Origin of the sequence: Pseudomonas sp. 21LCFQ02 (assembly GCF_024129895.2) — a bacterium.
In the GTDB taxonomy this organism is placed as follows: Bacteria; Pseudomonadota; Gammaproteobacteria; order Pseudomonadales; family Pseudomonadaceae; genus Aquipseudomonas.
Genome location: NZ_CM178749.1, coordinates 5343774 through 5364359 on the forward strand (window position 1 = coordinate 5343774; position 20586 = coordinate 5364359).

General features: G+C 60.6%; 20 protein-coding genes and 1 riboswitch. Of the genes, 13 read left to right on the plus strand and 7 right to left on the minus strand.

The window, feature by feature from the left end:
- Positions 1 to 648, minus strand: coding sequence for a TenA family protein (locus tag NJC40_RS24115; protein WP_253141109.1), 648 nt, complete (start codon positions 646 to 648; stop codon positions 1 to 3).
- Between the two features lie 89 nt (positions 649 to 737).
- Positions 738 to 848: riboswitch (TPP riboswitch) on the minus strand.
- A 228-nt stretch (positions 849 to 1076) separates the two neighbouring features.
- On the opposite strand from NJC40_RS24115, the gene NJC40_RS24120 reads away from it, so the two are divergent.
- Complete coding sequence (locus NJC40_RS24120; RefSeq protein WP_253141108.1) at positions 1077 to 1928, plus strand: urea carboxylase-associated family protein; 852 nt, start codon at positions 1077 to 1079, stop codon at positions 1926 to 1928.
- A gap of 263 nt (positions 1929 to 2191) precedes the next feature.
- A complete protein-coding gene (locus tag NJC40_RS24125; RefSeq protein WP_253141107.1) occupies positions 2192 to 2938 on the plus strand; it encodes a 5-oxoprolinase subunit PxpA in 747 nt (248 codons plus the stop codon).
- 9 nt (positions 2939 to 2947) lie between these two features.
- On the opposite strand, the gene NJC40_RS24130 is transcribed toward NJC40_RS24125, so the two are convergent.
- The 4 genes from NJC40_RS24130 to NJC40_RS24145 form a co-directional block, all read right to left on the minus strand.
- Positions 2948 to 4201: an OprD family porin gene (locus tag NJC40_RS24130; RefSeq protein ID WP_045492701.1), complete on the minus strand. Its 1254-nt coding sequence runs from the start codon at positions 4199 to 4201 to the stop codon at positions 2948 to 2950.
- Between the two features lie 92 nt (positions 4202 to 4293).
- A complete protein-coding gene (locus tag NJC40_RS24135) occupies positions 4294 to 5598 on the minus strand; it encodes a CitMHS family transporter (protein ID WP_045492706.1) in 1305 nt (434 codons plus the stop codon).
- A gap of 120 nt (positions 5599 to 5718) precedes the next feature.
- Positions 5719 to 7026, minus strand: coding sequence for a dicarboxylate/amino acid:cation symporter (locus NJC40_RS24140; protein WP_253141106.1), 1308 nt, complete (start codon positions 7024 to 7026; stop codon positions 5719 to 5721).
- Positions 7027 to 7085: 59 nt separating this feature from the next.
- A complete protein-coding gene (locus NJC40_RS24145) occupies positions 7086 to 8162 on the minus strand; it encodes a 4-oxalomesaconate tautomerase (protein WP_253141105.1) in 1077 nt (358 codons plus the stop codon).
- On the opposite strand from NJC40_RS24145, the gene NJC40_RS24150 reads away from it, so the two are divergent.
- Together NJC40_RS24150 and NJC40_RS24155 are read left to right on the plus strand one after the other, a co-directional pair.
- A complete protein-coding gene (locus NJC40_RS24150) occupies positions 8161 to 8346 on the plus strand; it encodes a hypothetical protein (protein ID WP_253141141.1) in 186 nt (61 codons plus the stop codon). The two genes, NJC40_RS24145 and NJC40_RS24150, sit on opposite strands and share 2 nt — an antisense overlap.
- Positions 8310 to 9200 carry a LysR family transcriptional regulator gene (locus NJC40_RS24155; RefSeq protein WP_045492714.1) on the plus strand — a complete coding sequence of 297 codons (891 nt, stop codon included), beginning with the start codon at positions 8310 to 8312 and terminating at the stop codon, positions 9198 to 9200. Before NJC40_RS24150 ends, NJC40_RS24155 begins: the two co-directional genes overlap by 37 nt.
- 4 nt (positions 9201 to 9204) lie before the next feature.
- Here NJC40_RS24155 and NJC40_RS24160 read toward each other — a convergent pair whose 3' ends face one another.
- The gene (locus tag NJC40_RS24160) at positions 9205 to 10116 is read right to left on the minus strand and encodes a LysR family transcriptional regulator (RefSeq protein ID WP_253141104.1); all 912 of its coding nucleotides are present in this window, start codon (positions 10114 to 10116) and stop codon (positions 9205 to 9207) included.
- A gap of 116 nt (positions 10117 to 10232) precedes the next feature.
- Here NJC40_RS24160 and NJC40_RS24165 point away from each other — a divergent pair, with 116 nt between their 5' ends.
- From NJC40_RS24165 to NJC40_RS24185, 5 genes are all read left to right on the plus strand, one after another.
- Positions 10233 to 11153: a carbon-nitrogen hydrolase family protein gene (locus NJC40_RS24165; RefSeq protein WP_253141103.1), complete on the plus strand. Its 921-nt coding sequence runs from the start codon at positions 10233 to 10235 to the stop codon at positions 11151 to 11153.
- A gap of 115 nt (positions 11154 to 11268) precedes the next feature.
- Positions 11269 to 11850 carry a hypothetical protein gene (locus NJC40_RS24170; protein ID WP_253141102.1) on the plus strand — a complete coding sequence of 194 codons (582 nt, stop codon included), beginning with the start codon at positions 11269 to 11271 and terminating at the stop codon, positions 11848 to 11850.
- Between the two features lie 283 nt (positions 11851 to 12133).
- A complete protein-coding gene (locus NJC40_RS24175; RefSeq protein WP_253141101.1) occupies positions 12134 to 12787 on the plus strand; it encodes a DUF1345 domain-containing protein in 654 nt (217 codons plus the stop codon).
- Positions 12788 to 12854: 67 nt separating this feature from the next.
- Positions 12855 to 13220, plus strand: coding sequence for a hypothetical protein (locus NJC40_RS24180; RefSeq protein ID WP_253141100.1), 366 nt, complete (start codon positions 12855 to 12857; stop codon positions 13218 to 13220).
- Positions 13221 to 13296: 76 nt separating this feature from the next.
- Entirely contained in the window at positions 13297 to 14253 is a 957-nt protein-coding gene (locus NJC40_RS24185) for a D-2-hydroxyacid dehydrogenase family protein (protein ID WP_253141099.1), read from the plus strand.
- Positions 14254 to 14339: 86 nt separating this feature from the next.
- Here NJC40_RS24185 and NJC40_RS24190 read toward each other — a convergent pair whose 3' ends face one another.
- Entirely contained in the window at positions 14340 to 16472 is a 2133-nt protein-coding gene (locus NJC40_RS24190; RefSeq protein WP_253141098.1) for a TonB-dependent siderophore receptor, read from the minus strand.
- A 244-nt stretch (positions 16473 to 16716) separates the two neighbouring features.
- Between NJC40_RS24190 and pncA the strand changes: the two genes are divergently transcribed.
- The 4 genes from pncA (at position 16717) to NJC40_RS24210 (ending at position 20584) form a co-directional block, all read left to right on the plus strand.
- Positions 16717 to 17364 carry a bifunctional nicotinamidase/pyrazinamidase gene (gene pncA, locus NJC40_RS24195; protein WP_253141097.1) on the plus strand — a complete coding sequence of 216 codons (648 nt, stop codon included), beginning with the start codon at positions 16717 to 16719 and terminating at the stop codon, positions 17362 to 17364.
- Between the two features lie 91 nt (positions 17365 to 17455).
- Positions 17456 to 18361, plus strand: a complete 906-nt coding sequence (locus tag NJC40_RS24200) for a formate/nitrite transporter family protein (RefSeq protein ID WP_253141096.1) — start codon at positions 17456 to 17458, stop codon at positions 18359 to 18361.
- Positions 18362 to 18800: 439 nt separating this feature from the next.
- On the plus strand, positions 18801 to 19703 hold the full coding sequence (locus NJC40_RS24205) for an aspartyl/asparaginyl beta-hydroxylase domain-containing protein (RefSeq protein ID WP_253141095.1): 903 nt from the start codon (positions 18801 to 18803) through the stop codon (positions 19701 to 19703).
- Between the two features lie 14 nt (positions 19704 to 19717).
- Entirely contained in the window at positions 19718 to 20584 is an 867-nt protein-coding gene (locus tag NJC40_RS24210) for a DMT family transporter (RefSeq protein ID WP_253141094.1), read from the plus strand.
- Positions 20585 to 20586: the final 2 nt, after the last annotated feature.

Consider the following 20586-nt stretch of genomic DNA (forward strand, 5'->3'; position numbering starts at 1 on the left):
TCAAGCCTCGGTGGCGTAAGCAGCGTCGAAGAATTCACGCTCCAGGCGCACCGCGCGCAGGAAGAAATCCCGGGTGACGGTTTGCTCGGCGGGACCGACGCGGTCCAGTTCGCTGCGCAGGAATGCGACGAAATCGCGGAAAAACGGGTTGTCGTGCAGGGTGATCCACTCAGCATGCACAAAGCGCGGCGGCAACGGTTGTTGTGCCCTGCTCGCCCAGTCCAGATACGACCACTCGGCAACGTTGAGCACCGCCAGCGCCGCCGCATAAGAACGGGTCGCCGCCGCTTCGCGCATGATTGCCTTGAAGCCCGCCGTGGCCGGCGCATCAGGCGGGTCCTGGCGCTGCTGTTCGGTGATGCCGAGGGCTTCGAAGCAGCGCAGGAAGTAGGTGTTTTCCTCACCCGAAATCATCCCGGCAAAACGCCCCAGGCGCAGGCGCGACTCGAAGCTGTCAGCCGTGGCAATGGCCGCACCGAGCAGGGTCAGGAAGCTGTCGAGAAAGCGATGGTCCTGGATCAGGTAACGACCCATGACCTGATCGTCGAGGGTGCCGCTGCACAGTTGCTGGACAAAGCGATGCTGCACAGTGGCAGACCAGTCAGGTTCGCTCTGCTGGCGCAGGGTTTCGGTAAAACGTTCGGTCATGGTGCTGGGCTCTCTGTGAAGGTAATGACAGTGAGCCGGCGTAAAGGCAGGAATTGATGGGCAGGTGGCAGACGTTTGAAAAGCCTGGCTCTGGCGCATCGGACCATCCCTTCGCCGGCATGATCCGGATCAGGTTCGAAGGGTCATCGCAGTGCATCAACGATTTCTCAGCCCGTGCCCGGGCTCCCCTTGGTGGTGAGCATCTATACAGGAGATGAGACTGGTTGTCATCCAGCTGGGCAAATGGCGTGGTTCATCTGCACTTGCGCGTACCGCAACGTAGCAGTTGGTAACGTCGCACCGCTCTATGGAACCGATCTGCCTGCCAGCACTTGGTGAACCGGGGCTCTCTCGAAACATGGCATGGTTATCGCTTTTCGAATAAAGACATTATTGTTGAACAATCAAGCCGTCCGCCGAGGTCCAGCATGTACAAGGATTACCCCGCCGCCTACCAGGTCAGCAAAGGCTCCGCGTTGCAGGTCGACAAACCGTTTTATGAGCGCATTCGTGACTGCACAGGCAGCCGCACGCTGATCGAACAGTTCGAGGTGCCGATCCGCACCGGTCGCGCCTGGAAGGTGCCGGCCGGTCATGTGTTTCGCATCACCACCCCGGTCGGCCCGCAGGTCGGCGACTTCAACGTATGGAACGCCAACGACCCGCGCGAGCGGATGTGGGCGGCGCGTACCCGTCAGTTGCAGGGCGCCCATGTGAGCACCCATGACCGGCTGTGGTCGAACCTGCCGTTTTTGCGGCCGCTGGTGACCATCACCGACGACAGCCTGGCCGGTTACGGTATCGACGAACACGGCGGGCGTCTGCACGATCTGCTCGGCACCCGCTGTGACCCTTATGTAAACCGCATGCTGACCGGCGAAGACTTTCATCACCATTGCCACTCCAACCTGACCCGCGCTGTGCTGCCCCACGGCCTGACCGAATTCGACGTGCATGACGTGCTGAACATCTTCCAGTGCACCGGCCTGAACCATGACGACATGTACTTCATGAAAGCCTGCCCGGCCAAACAGGGTGACTATCTGGAGTTGTTTGCCGAGATCGACCTGCTGTGCGCGCTGTCGACCTGTCCGGGTGGTGACCTGTCGCTACCGATGTGGGGCCCGGATGCCCAGGACCCGCTGAGCGTGTGCCGCCCGCTGGGGGTGGAGATCTATCGCCTGGACGCGGACTTGCTGGCAGGCTGGGAATCGCCAAAGCGCGCTGCCTATAACGGTAACCACGGCTTGCTGATTCCCAAGGCCGAGTGGGAAAAATAGCCTGTGGTCTGTCACAACCCCGCAGGAGCAATACCTATCGGTTAAGGGCGGTCATTGTGGGAGGCGCCGGCCGGCCCCTCCCACACGTCAGCATAAGGCAGGAAAAATCAAGTTATCCTCCTTAACTGATCGGCATTACCCCGTAGGAGCTGCTTCAGCAGCGAACAGCATTACAGTGTCCGCTTTCCCGACTGAAGCGGATCATCTCCCTGCCGGTCTACAGCAATGCCAGCACCCCATGCCTTCACCCAGGAACCCGCACCATGAACACTCCACTTTTAAACTGCGACATCGGCGAAAGCTTCGGCGCCTGGACCATGGGCCGTGACGCCGAGGTCATGCCGTGGATCGATTGCGCGAATATCGCTTGCGGTTTTCATGCCTCTGATCCTTCGACCATGCGCAAGACCGTGGCCCTGGCGCTGAGCCATGGGGTGACCATCGGCGCGCACCCGGCCTACCCTGACCTGGTCGGTTTCGGCCGCCGCTCGATGAGTTGCTCACCGCAGGAAATCGAAGACCTGCTGCTGTACCAGATCGGTGCGCTGGAAGGCATTTGCCGCGCTCAGGGTGGCCGGGTGCAGTACGTCAAACCCCACGGCGCGCTGTACAACGACATGATGCGTTCCGAGCCGCAATTGCGCGCGGTGTTCAAGGCGTTGGCCGGTTACGGTGGGGATCTGCGGCTGATGCTGATGGCCTCGCGCAACAACGACACGGCGTTGAACCTGAGCGCTGAGTACGGCGTGCCGCTGTGGTTTGAGGCGTTTGCCGACCGTGCCTATGATGCCGACGGGCACTTGGTGTCACGCAATCTGCCCGGTGCCGTCCATCACGAGGCAGAGAAAGTCATCGCTCAGGCCCTGACCCTGGCCCGTGGCGAGGCGCTGACCGCCAGTGACGGCAGCGCCTTGCAATTGCGGGTCGATACTCTGTGTGTGCATGGCGACAACGACAGCTCGATCAATGCCGTGCGGCGGATTCGCGAGGCCTTGCAGGCGCTGTCCTGACGCAACGGCTTACCAGAGCGCGATGTCGTAGGTCAGGTAAAGCCGATTGCTGTCGCGACCACGAGAAAAGTCGGCGCGGTACACATAGTTGCGCAGCTTCACACCCAGGCCTTTAAAGCTGCCGTCGGGCACGGTGTAGGCCAGCTCGATATCGCGCTCCCACTCGGCCTGCCCGGCACTGCCGGACTTACCGTTATCGCCGCTCAGGTAGCGGGTCATGAAGTTCAAGCCTTTGATGCCGGCAGCGCTGAAGTCGTAGGCATAGCTGAGCATCCAGGTCTTTTCATCTTCCTGGATGAACTTGCCGATGCCGACGTTACTGAACGAGTAGACGGTCGCGCCATTGACGAACGGCAGGCCGGCATCGCCGCTCAGTTTCTGATAGCCGGCCCCCACGGTGTGCCCGGAATGGCTGTAAGCCAGCTGCCCGCTGTACAGGCGATTATCGATCCGGCCCTTCCAGGCATGCCCGCTGTCACGGCTGTCGAACACCCGCAGATCAGTGTTCAGTGAGCCACCGGCCAGCGGCAACTGGTGCTGTACGCCGAAGAAATGCTGCTGGTAGAAATTCTCCAGCTCACCATGGAAGTAACTCAGCCGCCAGGCCTTGTCAGGGCTGTACTCGGCGCCCATGTAGCGAAACGCATCGGACTCAGCGCCGCTGTAGCCATCGGGTGTCAGCCCGTCACTGTTGGAGGAGTCGCGCAGTTTCTGGCGGTCGAGGTAACCGGCGGTCAGCGTCAGGTTGTCGATATCGCTGCTGACCACCTGCGCGCCTTGGTAGGTCTGTGGCAACAGCCGCGCATCGTTGTAGACCAGCACCGGGTTCTTGGGCAGCAAGGTGCCGTACTTGAGGGTGGTTTTCGCCAGCCGCGCCTTGGCCGTGGCGCCGAAGCTGGAAAACTCGTCGGCCGCGCGGCCATCGTCATGCACCGGCAGCAGGCCGGTGCCGCTGCGCCCGCGTCCGGAATCGAGCTTCATGCCCAGCAGGCCGATGGCATCCAGGCCGAAACCGACAGGGCCCTGGGTGAAACCGGATTGGTAATCGAGCAAAAAGCCCTGCGCCCATTCGGTTCGTTCGCTTTTGGCGGTGGCCGCAGCGCGGGCACTGAGGCCCTGTTCATCCCGAAAGTTTTCGTTGAAGTAGACGTTGCGCAGTTGCAACTTGAGTTTGCTGTCATCGACAAAGCCGGCGGCACCGGCCTGTGGCAAACCGGCAAACAGCAGGCCGCAAGCGGCCGCACGACTGATGAATCGGGTCATGATCAAAGTTCTCTTTTGTTGTTTTGGATGATCGAAAGCAAGCAGCCGGGCGCAGCGCAGTGCGCCCGGTTGGCCGGCTGGCTAGCCGGCGCTCAGACGAATAACGAGATCGCGCCGGTGAGCAACGCCAGCACGGTAATCACCAGCGAGGTGAGCACTGCCCACTTGACCGTGGCTTTCTGAAAGTCGCCGATATCGCGGTCGACCATGCCCACCAGCAGCAGGGTCGAAGCCACCAGCGGGCTCATCAGATGCACCGGCTGGCCCAGCACCGAAGCGCGGGCGATTTCCAGCGGCGAGATGCCATAGGCGGCTGCAGCGTTGGCCAGGATCGGCACCACGCCGAAGTAGTAGGCATCGTTGGACAGCACGAAGGTCAGCGGCATGCTGGTCAGCGCCACCACCAGCGGGAACCAGTGGCCCCAGGACGGCGGGATCCAGCTCACCAGGGTCTGGGCCATGGCATCGACCATCTTGGTGCCGGAGAAGATGCCGGCGAAGATACCGGCGGCGAACACCAGCAGCACCACGGTCATGGCATTGCCGGAGTGGGCCAGGATGCGCTCTTTTTGCTGGTCCAGTTTCGGGTAGTTGATCATCAATGCCGCGACAAAACCGACCATGAACAGGATCGCGGCATGCACCACGCCCATCACCAGGGCGACCATGACTGCAATCACCAGCACCAGATTGACGTAGGCCAGGCGCGGACGCTTGTGCGGGGTGTGTTCCAGGATGGCTTCGATGTAGCAGTTACCACCGCCGGACTCCAGGCGGATATTACCGATGCGTTTGCGTTCGGCGCGGCCCAGCAGGAATGCGGTGAACACCACCCACATGGCACCGCCGATCATGGTCGGCAACATCGGGATGAAGTACTCGGTGGCATCCAGACCCAGCGCCGCAATGGCACGGGTCGCCGGCCCGCCCCAAGGGCTCATGCCGCTCATGATGCTCAGCGACAGCATCGAGATGGTGGCAAGAATCATCGGGTTCATGCCGATGCGCTTGTACAACGGCAGCATGGCTGCGCAGGTAATCATGTAGGTGGTGGTGCCATCGCCGTCCAGCGCGACCAGCAGCGACAGCAAGGCGGTGCCGATGGCGATTTTCTGCGGGTCACCATTGACGCGCTTGAGAATCTTGCGGATCAGCGGGTCGAACAATCCGGCATCAATCATCAGGCCGAAGAACAGAATGGCGAACAACAGCAAGGCGGCCGAAGGGGCAACCATTTTCAGGCCGTCGAGCATCATCTTGCCGGTGGTCGGGGCAAAGCCACCGATGACGGCAAAGACTATGGGTACCAGGGTCAGGGCGACGATGGGCGAAAGCCGTTTACTCATGATCAGGTAGGTAAAAACCACGACCATGGCCAAGCCAAGTAATGCGAGCATGTTGTGTTCTCTTGTTGTTATATCGGCGCGGCCAATACGCAGACGCACGGCCTCCCTGCCCGCCTGGCGCTATCATGCGCCAGGCGGGGTGCTACGTTAAAGTCACTGGAAAACTGACGATCAGTTACGGTGTGGCGGGGTGTCTTTGGCCCATTGCACGGCAGGCTCTGGAGCCGGCGCCGGTGTGCCATTCAAGGCTCGCTGCAGGGTCTGCCGGTCACAGGCGCCTTCAGACAGGGAAATCACCACGGTGGCCACCGCGTTACTGGCCAGGCTGGTCAGCGCACGGGCTTCGGACATGAAGCGGTCGATGCCGATCAGCAATGCCAGGCCCGCCAGCGGGATGTCGTGGATCACGGTCAGGGTCGAGGCCAGGGCGACAAAGCCGCTACCCGTCACACCGGCCGCGCCTTTGGACGACAGCAGCATGATCGCCAGCATGGTCAGGGTCTGGCCGACGGTCAGGTCGATGTTGCAGGCCTGGGCAATGAACACCGCCGCCAGTGACAGGTAGATGGCCGTGCCGTCGAGGTTGAACGAGTAACCGGTGGGCAGCACCAGCCCTACCACGCCCTTCTTGCAGCCCAGCGCCTGGAGTTTTTCCAGCATGCGCGGCAGCACCGGCTCCGTGGACGAGGTGCCCAATACCACCAGAAACTCTTCGCGGAAGTAGCGCAGCAGTTTCCACAGGCTGAAACCATGCAGGCGGCACAGGCTGCCGAGCACCACCAGCACAAAGAAGGCGCAGGCGATGTACAGGGTCATGATCAGTTTGGCCAGTGCCCCCAGCGAGGTGATGCCGTACTGGCCAACCGTAAAGGCCAGCGCGCCAAAGGCGCCGACCGGGGCAAAGCGCATCAGGTAACCGAAGATCTTGAACACCATCTGCGATGCCGACTCCAGCACATCCAGCACCGGGCGGCCTTTATCACCCAGTGCCGACAGGGCAAAGCCACTGAGCACGGCGATGAACAGCACCGGCAGTACCTCTCCCTTGCTGAACGCGCCAATGAACGTGTCCGGGATGATGTGCATGAAAAAGTCGACAACACTGAGTTTGGCCGCCGAAGCCGTGTACTGGCTGAGGCCTTCAGTGCTCAAGGTCGAAGGGTCGATGTTCATGCCGACACCCGGCTTGAACAGGTAAACCGCTACCAGACCGATGACCAGGCTGATCACGGTCAGGACCAGAAACAGCAGCAGGGTCTTGCTCATCAGCCGGCCGAGCGAGCGCTTGTCGGTCATTCCGGCGATGCCGGTGACGATGGTGCAGAACACCACCGGCGCGATCATCATCTTGATCAGCTTGATGAAGGCATCACCCAGCGGCTTGAGAGCCACGGCCTGTTGCGCCCAGAGGTGGCCGACCAGTACGCCGAGGATGACGGCGCAGATGATCTGGAAGTACAGCGATTTGATGAGTCTCATGAGGCATCACCCATTGTTGAAATTGTGCGGATGCGCTTGGGCTAAACAGGCTGGCAGGATCAACCGGCCAGTCGTTGGGCGTTTGCAACGTAAACGAAACCGGAAAACAGCCGACGTGCGGTGCGCACCACCGAAGCCTGCAACGTACCGTCAGGACCACTGCGGCTCAGTGCCACGTCGATCGCCCCGCTTGGATGTTCCAGACGAACCTCGGTCAGTTGCAGCACCGATTCACCCAGCAACCTGGCCGCTACGCTGTCAGGGCTGACGCAGGCAGTCGCCAGGCCGATGGAACCGGTGATGGCCAGCGCACGATGGCAGTTGTGCGGCATGAAGTAGCGCACCTGCAGGGTGCCGCCGTGTTGCGGGCGGGAGATCAGCACCGGCTTGGGAATCACCTTGTCGCTGACATCGCCCAGCCCCATCGCCAGCCCGGCCTGGCGACGCAGGCTTTCCAGGCGTTGCAGCAGCTCGCTGTCAGCGTCCAGTTGTGCAGGCGTTTCGGCGCCGGTCTTGCCCAGGCTGGCCGCCTCGACCAGCATCATTGGCATGGCCATGTCGATGCAGGTCACCTCAATGCCATCAAACACATCGCGCACCTGGCCGGTAGGAAACAGCTGGCCGGTCTTGCTGCCCACCGCATCGAGAAAGGTCACATGGATGGGCGCGGCGCTGCCGGGCACGCCGTCGATGGTCGCATCGCCCTCGTAGTTGACGACGCCGTCGGGCGTATCCACCAGCGAAGTGACCAGGGTGTCGGTGTTGAGGTTGCGAATACGCACCAGGGTTTTGCCCTGCTGCGCCTTGACAAGCCCCTGCTCGATGGCGAACGGGCCGACGGCGCAGAGCATGTTGCCGCAGTTGGGCGCGGTGTCGACCCGGCGCTGGGCGACCATCACCTGGACAAACAGGTAGTCGACGTCGGCGTCAGGGTGCAGCGACGGGCTGACGATCGCCACCTTGCTGGTCTGCGGGCTGCCGCCGCCGATGCCGTCGATTTCCAGCTCATGGCCCGACCCCATCAGGTTGATCAACATTTCGTCGCGCTCTTCGACCTTCGGGGGCAGGTCCCAGGCATGAAAGACCGGTCCTTTGGAGGTACCGCCGCGCATGAGCACACAGGGAATTCGTTGCATGACTACTGACTCTTGTGGATCAATCGGTGTTATTGATGTTCTGGAAACAAGAGTGACAGGCCGGGAAAAATCAATCCAATGCAAAGATCGTAGCTATTATTGCGTCAGCGTTATCAATAAAAATAACTCGTCCAGCGGAGCATCGCCGTGGAATATGAGCTTCAAGACATTAGATCTTTCGTGAAAATCGCCGAACTTGGCAGTTTCCATGAGGCTGCCGACGCCTTGCACGTCTCGCAGCCGGCCTTGACCCGGCGCATCAAGAAACTTGAGGAAGGCTTGGGCACGCCGTTGCTGGAGCGCACCACCCGACGCGTGAGCCTGACCACCGTGGGGCGTGATTTCCTGCCCAAGGCGCGGCGCTTGCTTGATGATCTGGAGGACTCGATCCTGAGCATCCGCGAGCTGGCTGAACGGCAGACCGGCCAGGTGACGCTGGCCTGTATTCCGACGGCGGCGTTTTACTTTTTGCCTTCGGTCATCCGCCTGTACAACGAGCAATACCCGAAGATTCGCATCCGCCTGCTCGACCTGAGCGCCAACGACGGCCTGGAAGCGGTGCTGCGTGGCGAGGCGGATTTCGGCATCAACATGATGAGCGGCCAGCACCCGGATATCGACTTCACCGCGCTGGTCAACGAGCCATTCGTGTTGGCCTGCCGCCGCGACCACGAACTGGCCCAGCGCCGCTCAGTGAGGTGGTCGGAGCTGAGCGATTACCGGCTGATTGGCGTCGGACGGCTCAGCGGCAATCGGATGATTCTCGACCATGCCCTGGCCGGGTTGAGCTGGCGGCCCAAGTGGTTTTACGAAGTGCAGCATTTATCGACGTCGCTGGGGCTGGTCGAAGCCGGCCTGGGCGTCTCGGTGATGCCCAGCCTGGCGATGCCGGCGGCCGATCACCCGACCTTGGTCAGCGTGCCGCTCGAAGAGCCGGTGGTGAACCGCTCGCTGGGGCTGGTCTACCGGCGTGGTGCGTCACTGTCGCCAGCGGCCGAGAAGTTCGTCGCCATGCTGCTGGAGAAATGGCCGCAGTAAGGTATCAATCCGGCGGCGCAAAACAATCGGTGATGGCTTGCCGGACCCGCTGCACCGCCAGGTCTGGCTGGGTCACGCTGCGCCAGCCCAGTTCGATCGGGTAACGCGGCAGCGCCAGCGGGCATGGCAACGCCAGCAGCCCGGTCATGTCGGCAATGCTTTGGGCGGCGTGGGCGGGAATGGTCGCCACCGCCTGCGTGCCGCGCAGCAGCCACGCCAGCGCCGCAAAATGAGTGGTCGAAACCCGCACCCGGCGCTGCAGGTTGTCAGCCGCCAGCGCTTCGTCGACGATGCCGATAAAGCCGCCGGACGACACCAGAATGTGCTCGCGCCGGACGAACTCATCCAGGCTCAGCCCATCGTTTTTAAGGCTGGCCCCGTCCACCAGGCAGCTATAGCCGCCCTCGCCGAGAATCTGCCGGCCCAGCAACCGGGCATTGAAACCGCCCGCAGTGATCGCCAGATCGATGCGCCGCTCAAGCAGGTCACTGGCGACGATCTGGCTATGGGTCTGACGAAAGATCAGCCGCAGTCCCGCTGCACGCTGCGCCACGGCGGCGATCAAGCGCTGGCCGTAAGCGATCTCGAAATCATCCGACAAACCCAGCGTCACGCTGCGGCCCTGCAAGTCACTGGCCTTCGGATCAAGCAGGGTCAGGCTTTGCCGACACTTGGCGAGTGCTTCGCCAATCAGCGCACGCAATTGATTGGCGCGCAAGGTCGGCGCCAGACCGCGCCCGGTGCGCACGAACAACGGATCGCCGTAGACGTCACGCAGACGCCGCAAGGCCGCGCTCACCGCCGATTGAGTCACGCCCAGGCGTAGCGCAGCGCGACTGGCGCTGCTTTCCTCGAACAGCGCTTCGAAAACTTTCAGCAGGTTCAGGTCAATCTGCTCGATATTCATCTGGTTCATATCACATAGAAATGAACCGCTATTTATTCATAGTTCGGCTTGCAATGAAAATGGCCGCATGCCCTGGCAGGACCGGCTTGAGCCGGCAAAACCAACCACCAACGGAACCCACAGCCATGTCCAGATCCATCATCGCGGCGCTGCAAATCGGCTCGTTGCCTGACGGCAAAGCCGCCACCCTGGAACAAATCCTGTCCTATGAAACCGCCATCAGCGAATCCGGCGCCAGCCTGGTGGTGATGCCCGAAGCGCTGCTGGGTGGTTATCCCAAAGGGGAACGGTTCGGCACCCAGCTCGGCTACCGCCTGCCGGAGGGCCGTGAAGCTTTTGCCCGTTATCATGCCAACGCCATCGACGTGCCCGGCACCGAAACCGAAGCCCTGGCGGCCCTGTCAGCACGCACCGGTGCCGATCTGGTGATTGGTGTGATCGAGCGCAGCGGCCACAGCCTGTACTGCACTGCCCTGTTCTTCACCCCACAAGCCGGGCTGGCCGGCAAGCACCGCAAGCTGATGCCCACCGGCACCGAGCGGCTGATCTGGGCACAAGGCGACGGCTCGACGCTGCCGGTCATCGAGGGCCGTGCCGGGCGGCTGGGCACTGCAATTTGCTGGGAGAACTACATGCCGTTGCTGCGCACCGCGATGTACGCCAAGGGCGTGGACATCTGGTGTGCGCCAACCGTGGACGAGCGAGATATGTGGCAAGCAACCATGCGCCATGTGGCCTGTGAAGGCCGCTGCTTTGTGGTCAGCGCCTGCCAGGTCCAAGACTCACCGGCACAACTGGGCACCCAGGTGGAAAACTGGCCGCAGGACCGGCCGTTGATCAATGGCGGCAGCGTGATCGTCAGCCCGCTGGGCGAAGTGCTGGCCGGACCGTTACTGGGCGAGCGCGGCCTGCTGAGCGCCGAAATCGACACCGCCGAACTGGCCCGGGCGCGTTATGACTTTGACGTGACCGGGCATTACTCGCGCCCGGACGTGTTTGAACTGACGGTCGATGAACGTGAAAAGGCCGGGGTGCGGTTTGTCTGAAGTCCGGTGACGCCAGGCTTGGCTGAGGGCGGGCCACTGGTCAGGAAGTGTGAACAGACGCACGTTTCGGGTTTCAAGTCCTTCACAGGCACCGGCAATGTGAAGGAGATATGCCATGGCCACTCCCGGCCCAACCCGTAGCGCCAACACGATCCGGTTCTTCGAGTTGCTGCTCGGTCAGTTTCGTGGGGTCGAGGGCGAGTTGCCTTCAGCCATTCTCTACTTGCTCAACGCCACCGGCGAACCCGAACCAGACCGCAAGGCAATCCTCAGCCGGATTGCCAACGACAAGGTCGAGAACGCCGGGGTGCTGGCGGCGATGCTGGTGCATATCGCCAAAGGGCGTAAGGGACGCTTTTCAAGAAACCCGCCATTTGATGAATTGAATGCGCTGCTGACCCGCCAGCCCATCAAGACCAACAGCGGCAGCCTGGCCAGCGCCTACACCGACAAGGTGCGCGCGATAGAAGCCGACCAGCACTACCAGGAGCCCTACTGCGAAGCACCCGTCGCGTATCTGCGCCAATATGTCGGGCTCGAAGATCGCCAGATTGCCATGTACACGCAGTTGCTCGCACTGACCTCGACCCGATCATTCACTGATGCGCTGGTGTTAGCCCAGCGCAGGCAACTGGAACATCGCGACACCCTGGCAGGCCTGTTGCAAAAGGCTCTGGATGCGCAGGGGGTCCCGTAGGCGCGGCCGGCCGGCGCTCCGGTTGCTGTGGCCAGGCATCCCGGCGAAGGCTGCGGCACATTCGCTACAAATGCTGTGACTTTACCGGCCTCTTCACGAGCAAGCTCGTTGCCACAGAGATTTGCGGCGCCCATATGAGCAGTATTGGCTTTAGCCGGGAAGGCGAATCTTCGCCGCTAAAGCGGCTCCTACGAGGTGCCGTGTTTGTCAGGACAGCGCGGCGCCCAGCCATGCTCACAGAGATGCTATCGTTGTGCCAACCCTGCCCTTGCTGAGCACCGCCATGCCCCATGTCGTTCATACCCACCCGCGTCTGGCCGTGAGCGCTGCGCTGGGTTTGCTGGCCGGTATCGGCTCGGTGTTTATCGCCCCGCAACTAAGCGTCATCCAGCACGGGCTGGTGGGCTGGAATCTTGCCGTATGGGTGTTCCTGGCACTGATCCTTAGCCACACGCTGCGCAGCAGCGCTGATGATGTGAAGAAGGTCGCGATGATGGAGGACGAAAATGCTGGGGTGGTATTACTGGTGGTGTGCATCGGCGCGCTGGCCAGCCTCGCGGCGCTCATTGTCGAACTGGCCAACGGCAAAGCGGCGCCGGGCACCGGCGAGGTGCTGCGGCACAGTTTTACCGCCCTGACGATTGTCGGCTCCTGGTTGTTGACCGGGGTGATCTTCAGCCTGCACTACGCCAGGCTGTTCTACACCACTGGCGGCAAGCAACCGGCATTGAATTTTCCTGACGGTGAAAGGCATCCCGACTATTGGGACTTCCTGTACTTCTCCTTCACCCTGAACGTGGCGGTGCAAACTTCAGACGTGGGCGTGATGACCCGTGCAATGCGCAAGGTCGTGCTTGCTCACTGCTTGCTGGGGTTCGTGTTTAATACGGCGATTCTGGGCTTGACCATCAATCTGGCGGCGGGGCTGTTTGGCTGACAAATCTTTGTCGGCTCGTCAGTACCGGTTTAAAGTCTGCGTCTCTCGGCCTACGTCACGGACGCACATGAAATACCTGATCTTGCTGCTGCTCGCCGCCGGCGGCTACTACGCCTATTCGAGCTACACCAAAAGTACCCGGCAGGACATTCCGGTAGCCAGCTATCAGGCGCTATTGAGGAAGGCCGAGAAGACACCGGTGACCCAGCAAGAGGTTCGCTGGGGCGCCAAGTGGATGGCTGCCTATGTGTGCAAAGACCCGGACTTCCAGGCTTCCGGCGGGTCGAGTATCAGTAACTGCCACAGAAAGCTGGAGATCTATCGGGACATCTGTGAGTCACGCATCTTCGACGATGCGCCCGCCATCTTCGAACACATATCGCAAGTAAAGACCATCACCAAACGCTACCTGGCCTGCACCGGCAGCATGTAGGCCGCTCGCAGGCTGTCCGACCGGACCATTACGGCGTAAGGTGCGGACACATCCACAGACATGGAGACCCCCGACGATGGCGCTGCTCAACATTGCCGTACTGGACGACTGGCAGAACGTGGCCAGCGATGTAGTGGACTGGTCGGTGCTCGGCAGCATTGCCAGGGTCAGCTTCCTGCACGACTACCCCGCCGACACCGCGACCCTGGCCGAGCGCTTGCAGGGCTTCGAGGTGATCTGCGTGATGCGTGAGCGCACCCTGTTCGATCAGGCGCTGCTAAGCCGCTTGCCAAACCTCAGGCTGCTGGTCACCGGTGGCATGCGCAACGCTGCACTGGACGTCAAAGCCGCCCGTGAGCTGGGCATCGAGGTGTGTGGCACCGACAGCTACAAGCATGCCGCCCCGGAACTGACCTGGGCGCTGGTCATGGGCCTTACCCGCAATCTGGTGCAAGAGGCAAATTCGTTGCGTGGCGGGGGCTGGCAGATGGGGATTGGCGGCGACCTGTACGGCAAGACCCTGGGTCTGCTGGGTCTGGGTAGCATCGGCCAGAAAGTGGCCCGCTATGGGCAGGCGTTCGGCATGCGGGTGATTGCCTGGAGCCAGAACCTGACACCCGAGGCCGCGGCCGAGGTCGGCGTCAGCTGGGTCAGCAAGCAGGCGCTGTTCGAGCAGGCTGACGTGCTGTCGGTGCATCTGGTGCTCAGTGAGCGCAGTCGGGGGCTGGTGGATGCCCAGGCACTGGGCTGGATGAAGCGTCAGGCGTATCTGATCAACACTGCGCGCGGGCCGATCATCGATGAGCCAGCGCTGATCGAGGCACTGCGCCAGCGGCGCATTGCCGGGGCGGCGCTGGATGTCTTCGATCAGGAACCACTGGCCCAAGAGCACCCGTTTCGCAATCTGGACAACGTCCTGGCCACGCCGCACATTGGCTACGTGACCGGCAACAACTACCAGACTTTCTACGGCCAAATGATCGAAGACATTCAGGCCTGGCATGCCGGCCAGCCGATCAGGGTATTTGCCTGATAGAGAGGCAATATCCCCGTCGGCTTAAGTCATGCACATGTGGGAGCTCGCTCGCGAAGAAGCTGGCAAGCCCCCTTGGCGAAAGGTTACAACTTGTACGAGAAGCCCACCTGCACGGTGCGCGGTGCGCCCGGATAGGCGTAGATGTTGCCGAACGCGCCCTCTTCATATTCCTTGTCGAACAGGTTCTTCACGTCCAGGTTCAGGCGCAGGTTGTCGTTGACCTTGTAGTAGCTCAGCAGGTCGTAGACGGTGTAGCTGGCCATGCTGAAGTTCGGCACGTTGGCGGTCTGGCCGGCACGCTCGTCAACATAACGGGCGCCGCCACCCAGGCCCAGACCGCGCAATGCGCCGTCCTGGAACTCATACATGCTCAGCAGGCTGGCGCTCTGCTTGGGGATGTTGAGCAGGCGAGTGCCGTTACGCAGGGTGTTGTCCTTGGTCACTTCGGCGTCGGTGTAGGCGTAGCTGCCCATCACTTTCCAGGCCGGGGTGATGTTGCCCACCACGTTGAGATCGAAACCACGGCTGCGCACTTCGCCGGCCGCGATGCTGAAGGTCGAGTCGACCGGGTCAGTGGTCAGCACGTTCTTCTTGTCGATCTGGTAGATCGCCGCTTCCACACTCAGCTGCTTGTCCAGCGCCTGCCATTTGGCGCCCAGCTCGTAAGCCTTGCCTTCTTCAGGATCGAACCCGCCGCCCAGCCGCGCAGCACCGGAGTTGGGCTTGAATGAACGCGAGGCGCTGGCGTACAGGGCCAGGTCTTCGGTCAGGTCGAAAGTCAGCCCCAGCCGCGGCGTCACCGCATTATCGCTGTTGGTCCAGCTGCGGGTGCCGGCCAGGTAGGTGTCGTAGTCATGCTCGAAGCGTTCGAAGCGCGCGCCCACCAGCAACTTCAGGCGCTCGGTGAGGGTCACCTGATCCTGCAGGAACGCCGCCCAGGTCTTGAGGTTTTCCTTGTCATGAGTGGTGGTGCGGGTCAGCGCAGGACGGGCCTGGCCATACACCGGGTTGTAGATGTCGATGGCGTAGCTGCCCGCAGCACCGCTGGAGCGCATGATGATCGACTTGTAGTCGTAATCTTCATACTCGACGCCGGCCAGCAGCAGGTGCTCAAGGCTGCCGGTGTTGAAGCGGCCGGTGACGTTCAGTTGCACGTCGATATCGGTCCAGTCCAGTTTGCGCCAGTTGAAGTTGCGGCTCAGGGTGCGAGCATCGGCACCCAGGCTGTTGGCTTCGACACCGTTGCCCTTCATGGTGCCGTCCAGCGACTGCACGCCGCCGCCCAGGGTCCAGTTGTCGTTCAAATCATGCTCGAACCGCAACTGGGCCATGTTGGTGTCAGTGTGCAGCTTGCCGATGTCCTTCTCGCCCCAGAAGGTGTCTGGCGAGGCGGTGCGGGTTTGCGCCGGGTAACGGGTCAGGCCGCGATCCAGCGGTGCATTGTTGCGCATGAACTCACCTTCGAAGGTGATGCGCGTGGCATCGTTGAGCTGCCAGCTGAGCACCGGCGCCACCGAATAGCGCTCGGTCTCGACGTGGTCGCGGAAGGTTTCGCCGCCCTCGCCCAGAACATTCAGGCGATAGGCCAGACGGCCCTCTTCGTCGAGTGGGCCGGTGGCATCGAGGGTGCCACGGTACATGCCCTGATCGTTGATCTGGCTGCCCAGTGTCACCGAGCGGTCGCTGGACGGCTGTTTGGTCACCACGTTGAAGGTGCCGCCCGGGTCGCCGCGGCCGTACAGGGTGGTCGACGGGCCGCGCAGCACTTCAAGACGCTCGATGGTGTTGGCATCGGGCATGCTCGGGTAGCCGCGGTTGATCGGGAAACCGTTGCGGTAGAACTCACCGGTGGTGAAGCCGCGCACAGTAAACGTCGTCAGGCCCTGACCGCCGAAGTTGTTGGCCCGGCCAACGCCGCCCGCGTAGTCGAGTGCCTCTTGCAAGCGGGTAGCGCCCAGATCTTCTACCGCTTCGCGGGACACGACACTGACCGACTGCGGGGTTTCGTGGATCGAGGTATCGGTGCGGGTGGCGCTGGCAGACCGGGTGGCTTTATAGCCTTGTACGGGACCGGTGGCCTGCTCGCTGTCAGCAGCGGCGTTGATGTCGGTCACTTGCAGCTCGATGGAGGGCTTGCCGGCCGGGGCCTGCTCAGCCCAGGCCAGTGGGCTCAGCGCGGCTTGCACAGCGCAAAGCGAAATCAGAGTGCGACGCATGTGTGAATCCTGTTCTCTTTGATGATCCACGAGCTCATGACGGCCCGTTTTGAGATGTGAATTGTATAGATTTGTAACTACAAGTGAAACTTATTCCCAAATGTAACTTTGGGATCATGTCGGCGTGGATGGGTCATTGCTGGCAGCAATCCGCCTCGACGGTGAATATTCGCGGCTCACGCCGCGCCTACCGGGCCAGGCAGGCATACTGTGGCGGTGTTTCCCTGATCAGATCGGAGAGCTGATGAACCTGACCCATTCCCCCGGCGATCGCCGCAGTGCCCTGCTGGTGATCGACATGCAATACGACTTCATGCCCGGCGGTGCGCTGGCGGTGGCCGACGGCGATGCGCTGGTGCCGTTGATCAACCGCCTCGGCCGGCAGTTCGCCAGGGTCATCGTGACTCAGGACTGGCACCCGGCCGGGCATATCTCGTTCGCTGACAGTCATCCGGGCCATGTGCCCTTCCAGACCATCACCCTGCCCTACGGCCCGCAGACCCTGTGGCCGGTGCATTGCGTGCAAGGCAGCGATGGCGCGCAGTTGCATGAGGCGCTGGAGCTGCCCCATGCGCAGTTGATTCTGCGCAAGGGCTGCAATCCGGCGATCGACAGTTATTCCGCGTTTCTGGAAGCCGACCGCACCACCCGCACCGGCCTGAGCGGTTATTTGCGCGAGCACGGCATCGAGACGCTGTACGTGGTCGGCCTGGCGCTGGACTTCTGCGTGGCCTGGTCGGCCCAGGACGCGGCGCGTGAAGGGTTCAACACCTATGTGATCGAGGATGCCTGCCGGGCGATTGACCTGAACGGCTCTTTGCAGGCCGCCTGGCACGCGATGGGCGAGTTGGGTGTACAGCGCATCCAGAGCCAACAGCTACAGCACGCATAACGCCTTCATCACGGCAGAACGACGCCGGGCCGCGCAGGTCTGAATCTTCAGACAGACGGGCCTCCGTCGTTCCCCCATGAAGGTAACTGGTATGCAAGAACAAGCAGACGGCAAGACTCCCGGCCTGTCAGCCGAAGAAGAGCGCGAGATCGACGAGAAGCTGCCGCCGCGGGCGGTGGTGTTGCATGAAACCATCCGCATCCAGGGCGACCATGAGCTGGAGCGCAGTGTCGCAGCGCTGTGGTGGTCGGCGCTGGCCGCCGGGCTGACCATGGGTCTGTCGCTGATGGCCATGGGGCTGTTTCGCTCGCGGCTGGGGCCCGGCGATGAAAGCCACGTGATCGCCAGCCTGGGCTATTCGGCAGGCTTTCTGGCGGTGATCCTGGCCCGCCAGCAGCTGTTCACCGAGAACACCCTGACGGCCGTGCTGCCAGTGATGAGCAAGCTGACCCTGGGCAATTTCGGCCGGTTGCTGCGCCTGTGGGGTGTGGTGCTCGCCGGTAACCTGGCCGGCACCCTGCTGGTGGCCTGGGTGATGCTGCGCCTGCCGATCTTCGATACCCAGACCGACCTGGCGTTTCTGGAAATCGGCCGCAAAGTGATGGAAAACGACGCGACCAAGATGCTCGCCAAAGGCATCGTCTCGGGCTGGATGATCGCCACCATGGTGTGGATGATCGCCGGCATGGAAAACGCCAAGATCGCCATTATCGTGGTGATCACCTACCTGATGGCGCTGGGTGACTTCACCCACATCGTGGTCGGCTCGCTGGAGGTGTCGTACCTGGTGTTTGCCGGCGAGGTGAGCTGGGGCGATTTCTGGCTGGTGTTTGCAGCCCCGACCCTGGCCGGCAATATCATCGGCGGCAGCTTTATCTTCGGCCTGCTCAGCCATGCACAGATTCGCAGCGAGAACGACATGACCGCCAAGCGCGAGCGCGACAAACGCAAGCTGCTGGAGGAGTTGCGCAAAAGCCGAAAGCCGGAGCAACTTTAGCCACAAGGCTCCACGAACCGGTGGGAGGCAAGCTCTGCTGGCGACTAAGGCCACGAGATCACTGCAAATGGAGTGGTTTACGGGCCCTTTCGCCAGCCGACCTCGACGACAGCGCATAAGCGCTGGCGGTGACTTGCAGCGAATATATCGGCTTGCCCCTGGTATCCGAGTGCCCTCGCTCACACGCCCTGGATTTAGAGGCTATTTAGCGGCCATAAAATTCACCCTCCCAAAAAACCAAATAAATCTTAAAAGTTAACTCACCACTTCCTACAACACTCAGACTTTAGGACTACATATCAATCAACCAAACCCCGAAAACCAGCAATACTCATTCCGACAGCTCAGCCTCATTTTTCAGGCGACAAACACAAAACGTTACGCTCGGAAATATCCATTGCCAACTCACATCAACACAACATCAATATCCCGAAGTATCTTGGCCACCCCAAGCAAATTGAGCAAGCCAATGGCCTCCCAAATACTAGGCACCATAAACACCCAAAACTACAACTTCTCAGCCGACATAGAGCAACTAAACGCCATCACAAAAACCCCGGAAGAATACGATGAATTTGGCCAGGGCTACTGGAAAAATCTGTCTCTCTACAATGCCAGCGGCGAAGCCAACGATACCCAATATCGAAATACTGATAGGTGCATACCTACAGAATATGCCAAACGCTGCCCTATGATTCAGCGCTTCATATCAGATAACTTTAGATTTAACCATCTAAAAATGATCCGCGCTCGAAATCTGGTCGACGGGATGGTCATCCCTCATCGGGATTTCGTCGAACTTGACAAGTCAATAACTTATTTCAGAGTATTCATTGCCCTTGAGCACAACAAGGAATCATTCCACTCCGATGACTGTGGGGTCTTTCAAATGATGCCTGGAGAAGCATGGTTTCTGGACGCAGGAATAAATCACGCTGCCATAAACTTCGGCAACAAAAGCCGGATGTTCCTTTGCCTTGACTTCATGTTTGAGGGTGACTTCAATCCGGCTGATATATTCGCTGACAAAGACTCACTCCTGCCCTCCAGAAAGAAATTCCATATTGACCGAAAGCCTCTCGAAAGCGACGAAGCTCTCAACATTATCACTTCAACTTCCGCGCTCCTCGATCGCCATACATTCAAAGACTTGGTTTTTACTCTCTCCAAATTCCATTTCACCTACAACATCTCTGTAGCTTGCTGCTATGACTGGATCGTAAGCGCTGCTGAAATGGCGAAAAATCCGGAAGTCGCTCGAAAAGCTCGCTCACTACGACGCTATTTGATTGAGCAGCGGGCGATGGGTGAGCGATACGTCATTAACGACTGGAACGCATGATCATGAGCCCCGCGATGACTGCACTGGAAAAGTATTCGCCGTTACTGTTCCTGCTAATGTGGAGCAGCGGGGCTATTTTCGTGAAGCTTGGGCTTGAAGACGCTTCAGTGTCCGTATTCCTGACCCTTCGTTCTGTTGGCGCAGCGTTCGTACTCTTTATTGTCTGTACATTACTATCTGGCAAGACCGGCCTACTCAAAAGAATTGACTTGCCAAGGCATCTGCTACTACGCGTTATTATTATCGGCATGACATTGCAAGTTGGTTATCAAAGCGCGTTCTTTCTGGCACTCCATCATGACCTGACACCCGGAGCGCTTTCGATTCTGCTGGGCATCCAGCCGATCCTGACACCCCTGTTTGCCCGTGAAAAGATCGGCGTTTCAGGCTATCTGTATTTACTGCTTGGCTTATCAGGCCTCACCATCGCCATACTCGGAGCACGTGAAACCGGAGCGATGACGCCACTCGGCCTGATATTCGGAACCCTCTCGCTACTGGCGATAAGCACCGGTTCAGTGATGCAACAAAAACTGCCTGTCGACCCGCTGGTGTCCGCTTTTTATCAAAGTGTGAGCGCCGCCCTGGTGTTTCTCATCCTCCTTCCCGCCACCCCTCTTCACCTGAACCTTACACCCGCTTTCATCCTGTCTGCCGGCTGGATGATCTTCGTGGTATCCAGCGGCGCAGTGCTGCTCTTGTTCCATATGCTAAGCAAACACTCGGCAAGCACGGTTGGCATCCTTTTCTATCTGGTCCCCGTCATCACGCTGATGCTGGACTATGCAGTCTTTGGACATAGCCTCTCCTGGATAACAGCTGCCGGAGCGCTGCTTGTCATCATTGCCATAAGAGGGTTCAGCTCAAAACGAGCTGCATGACG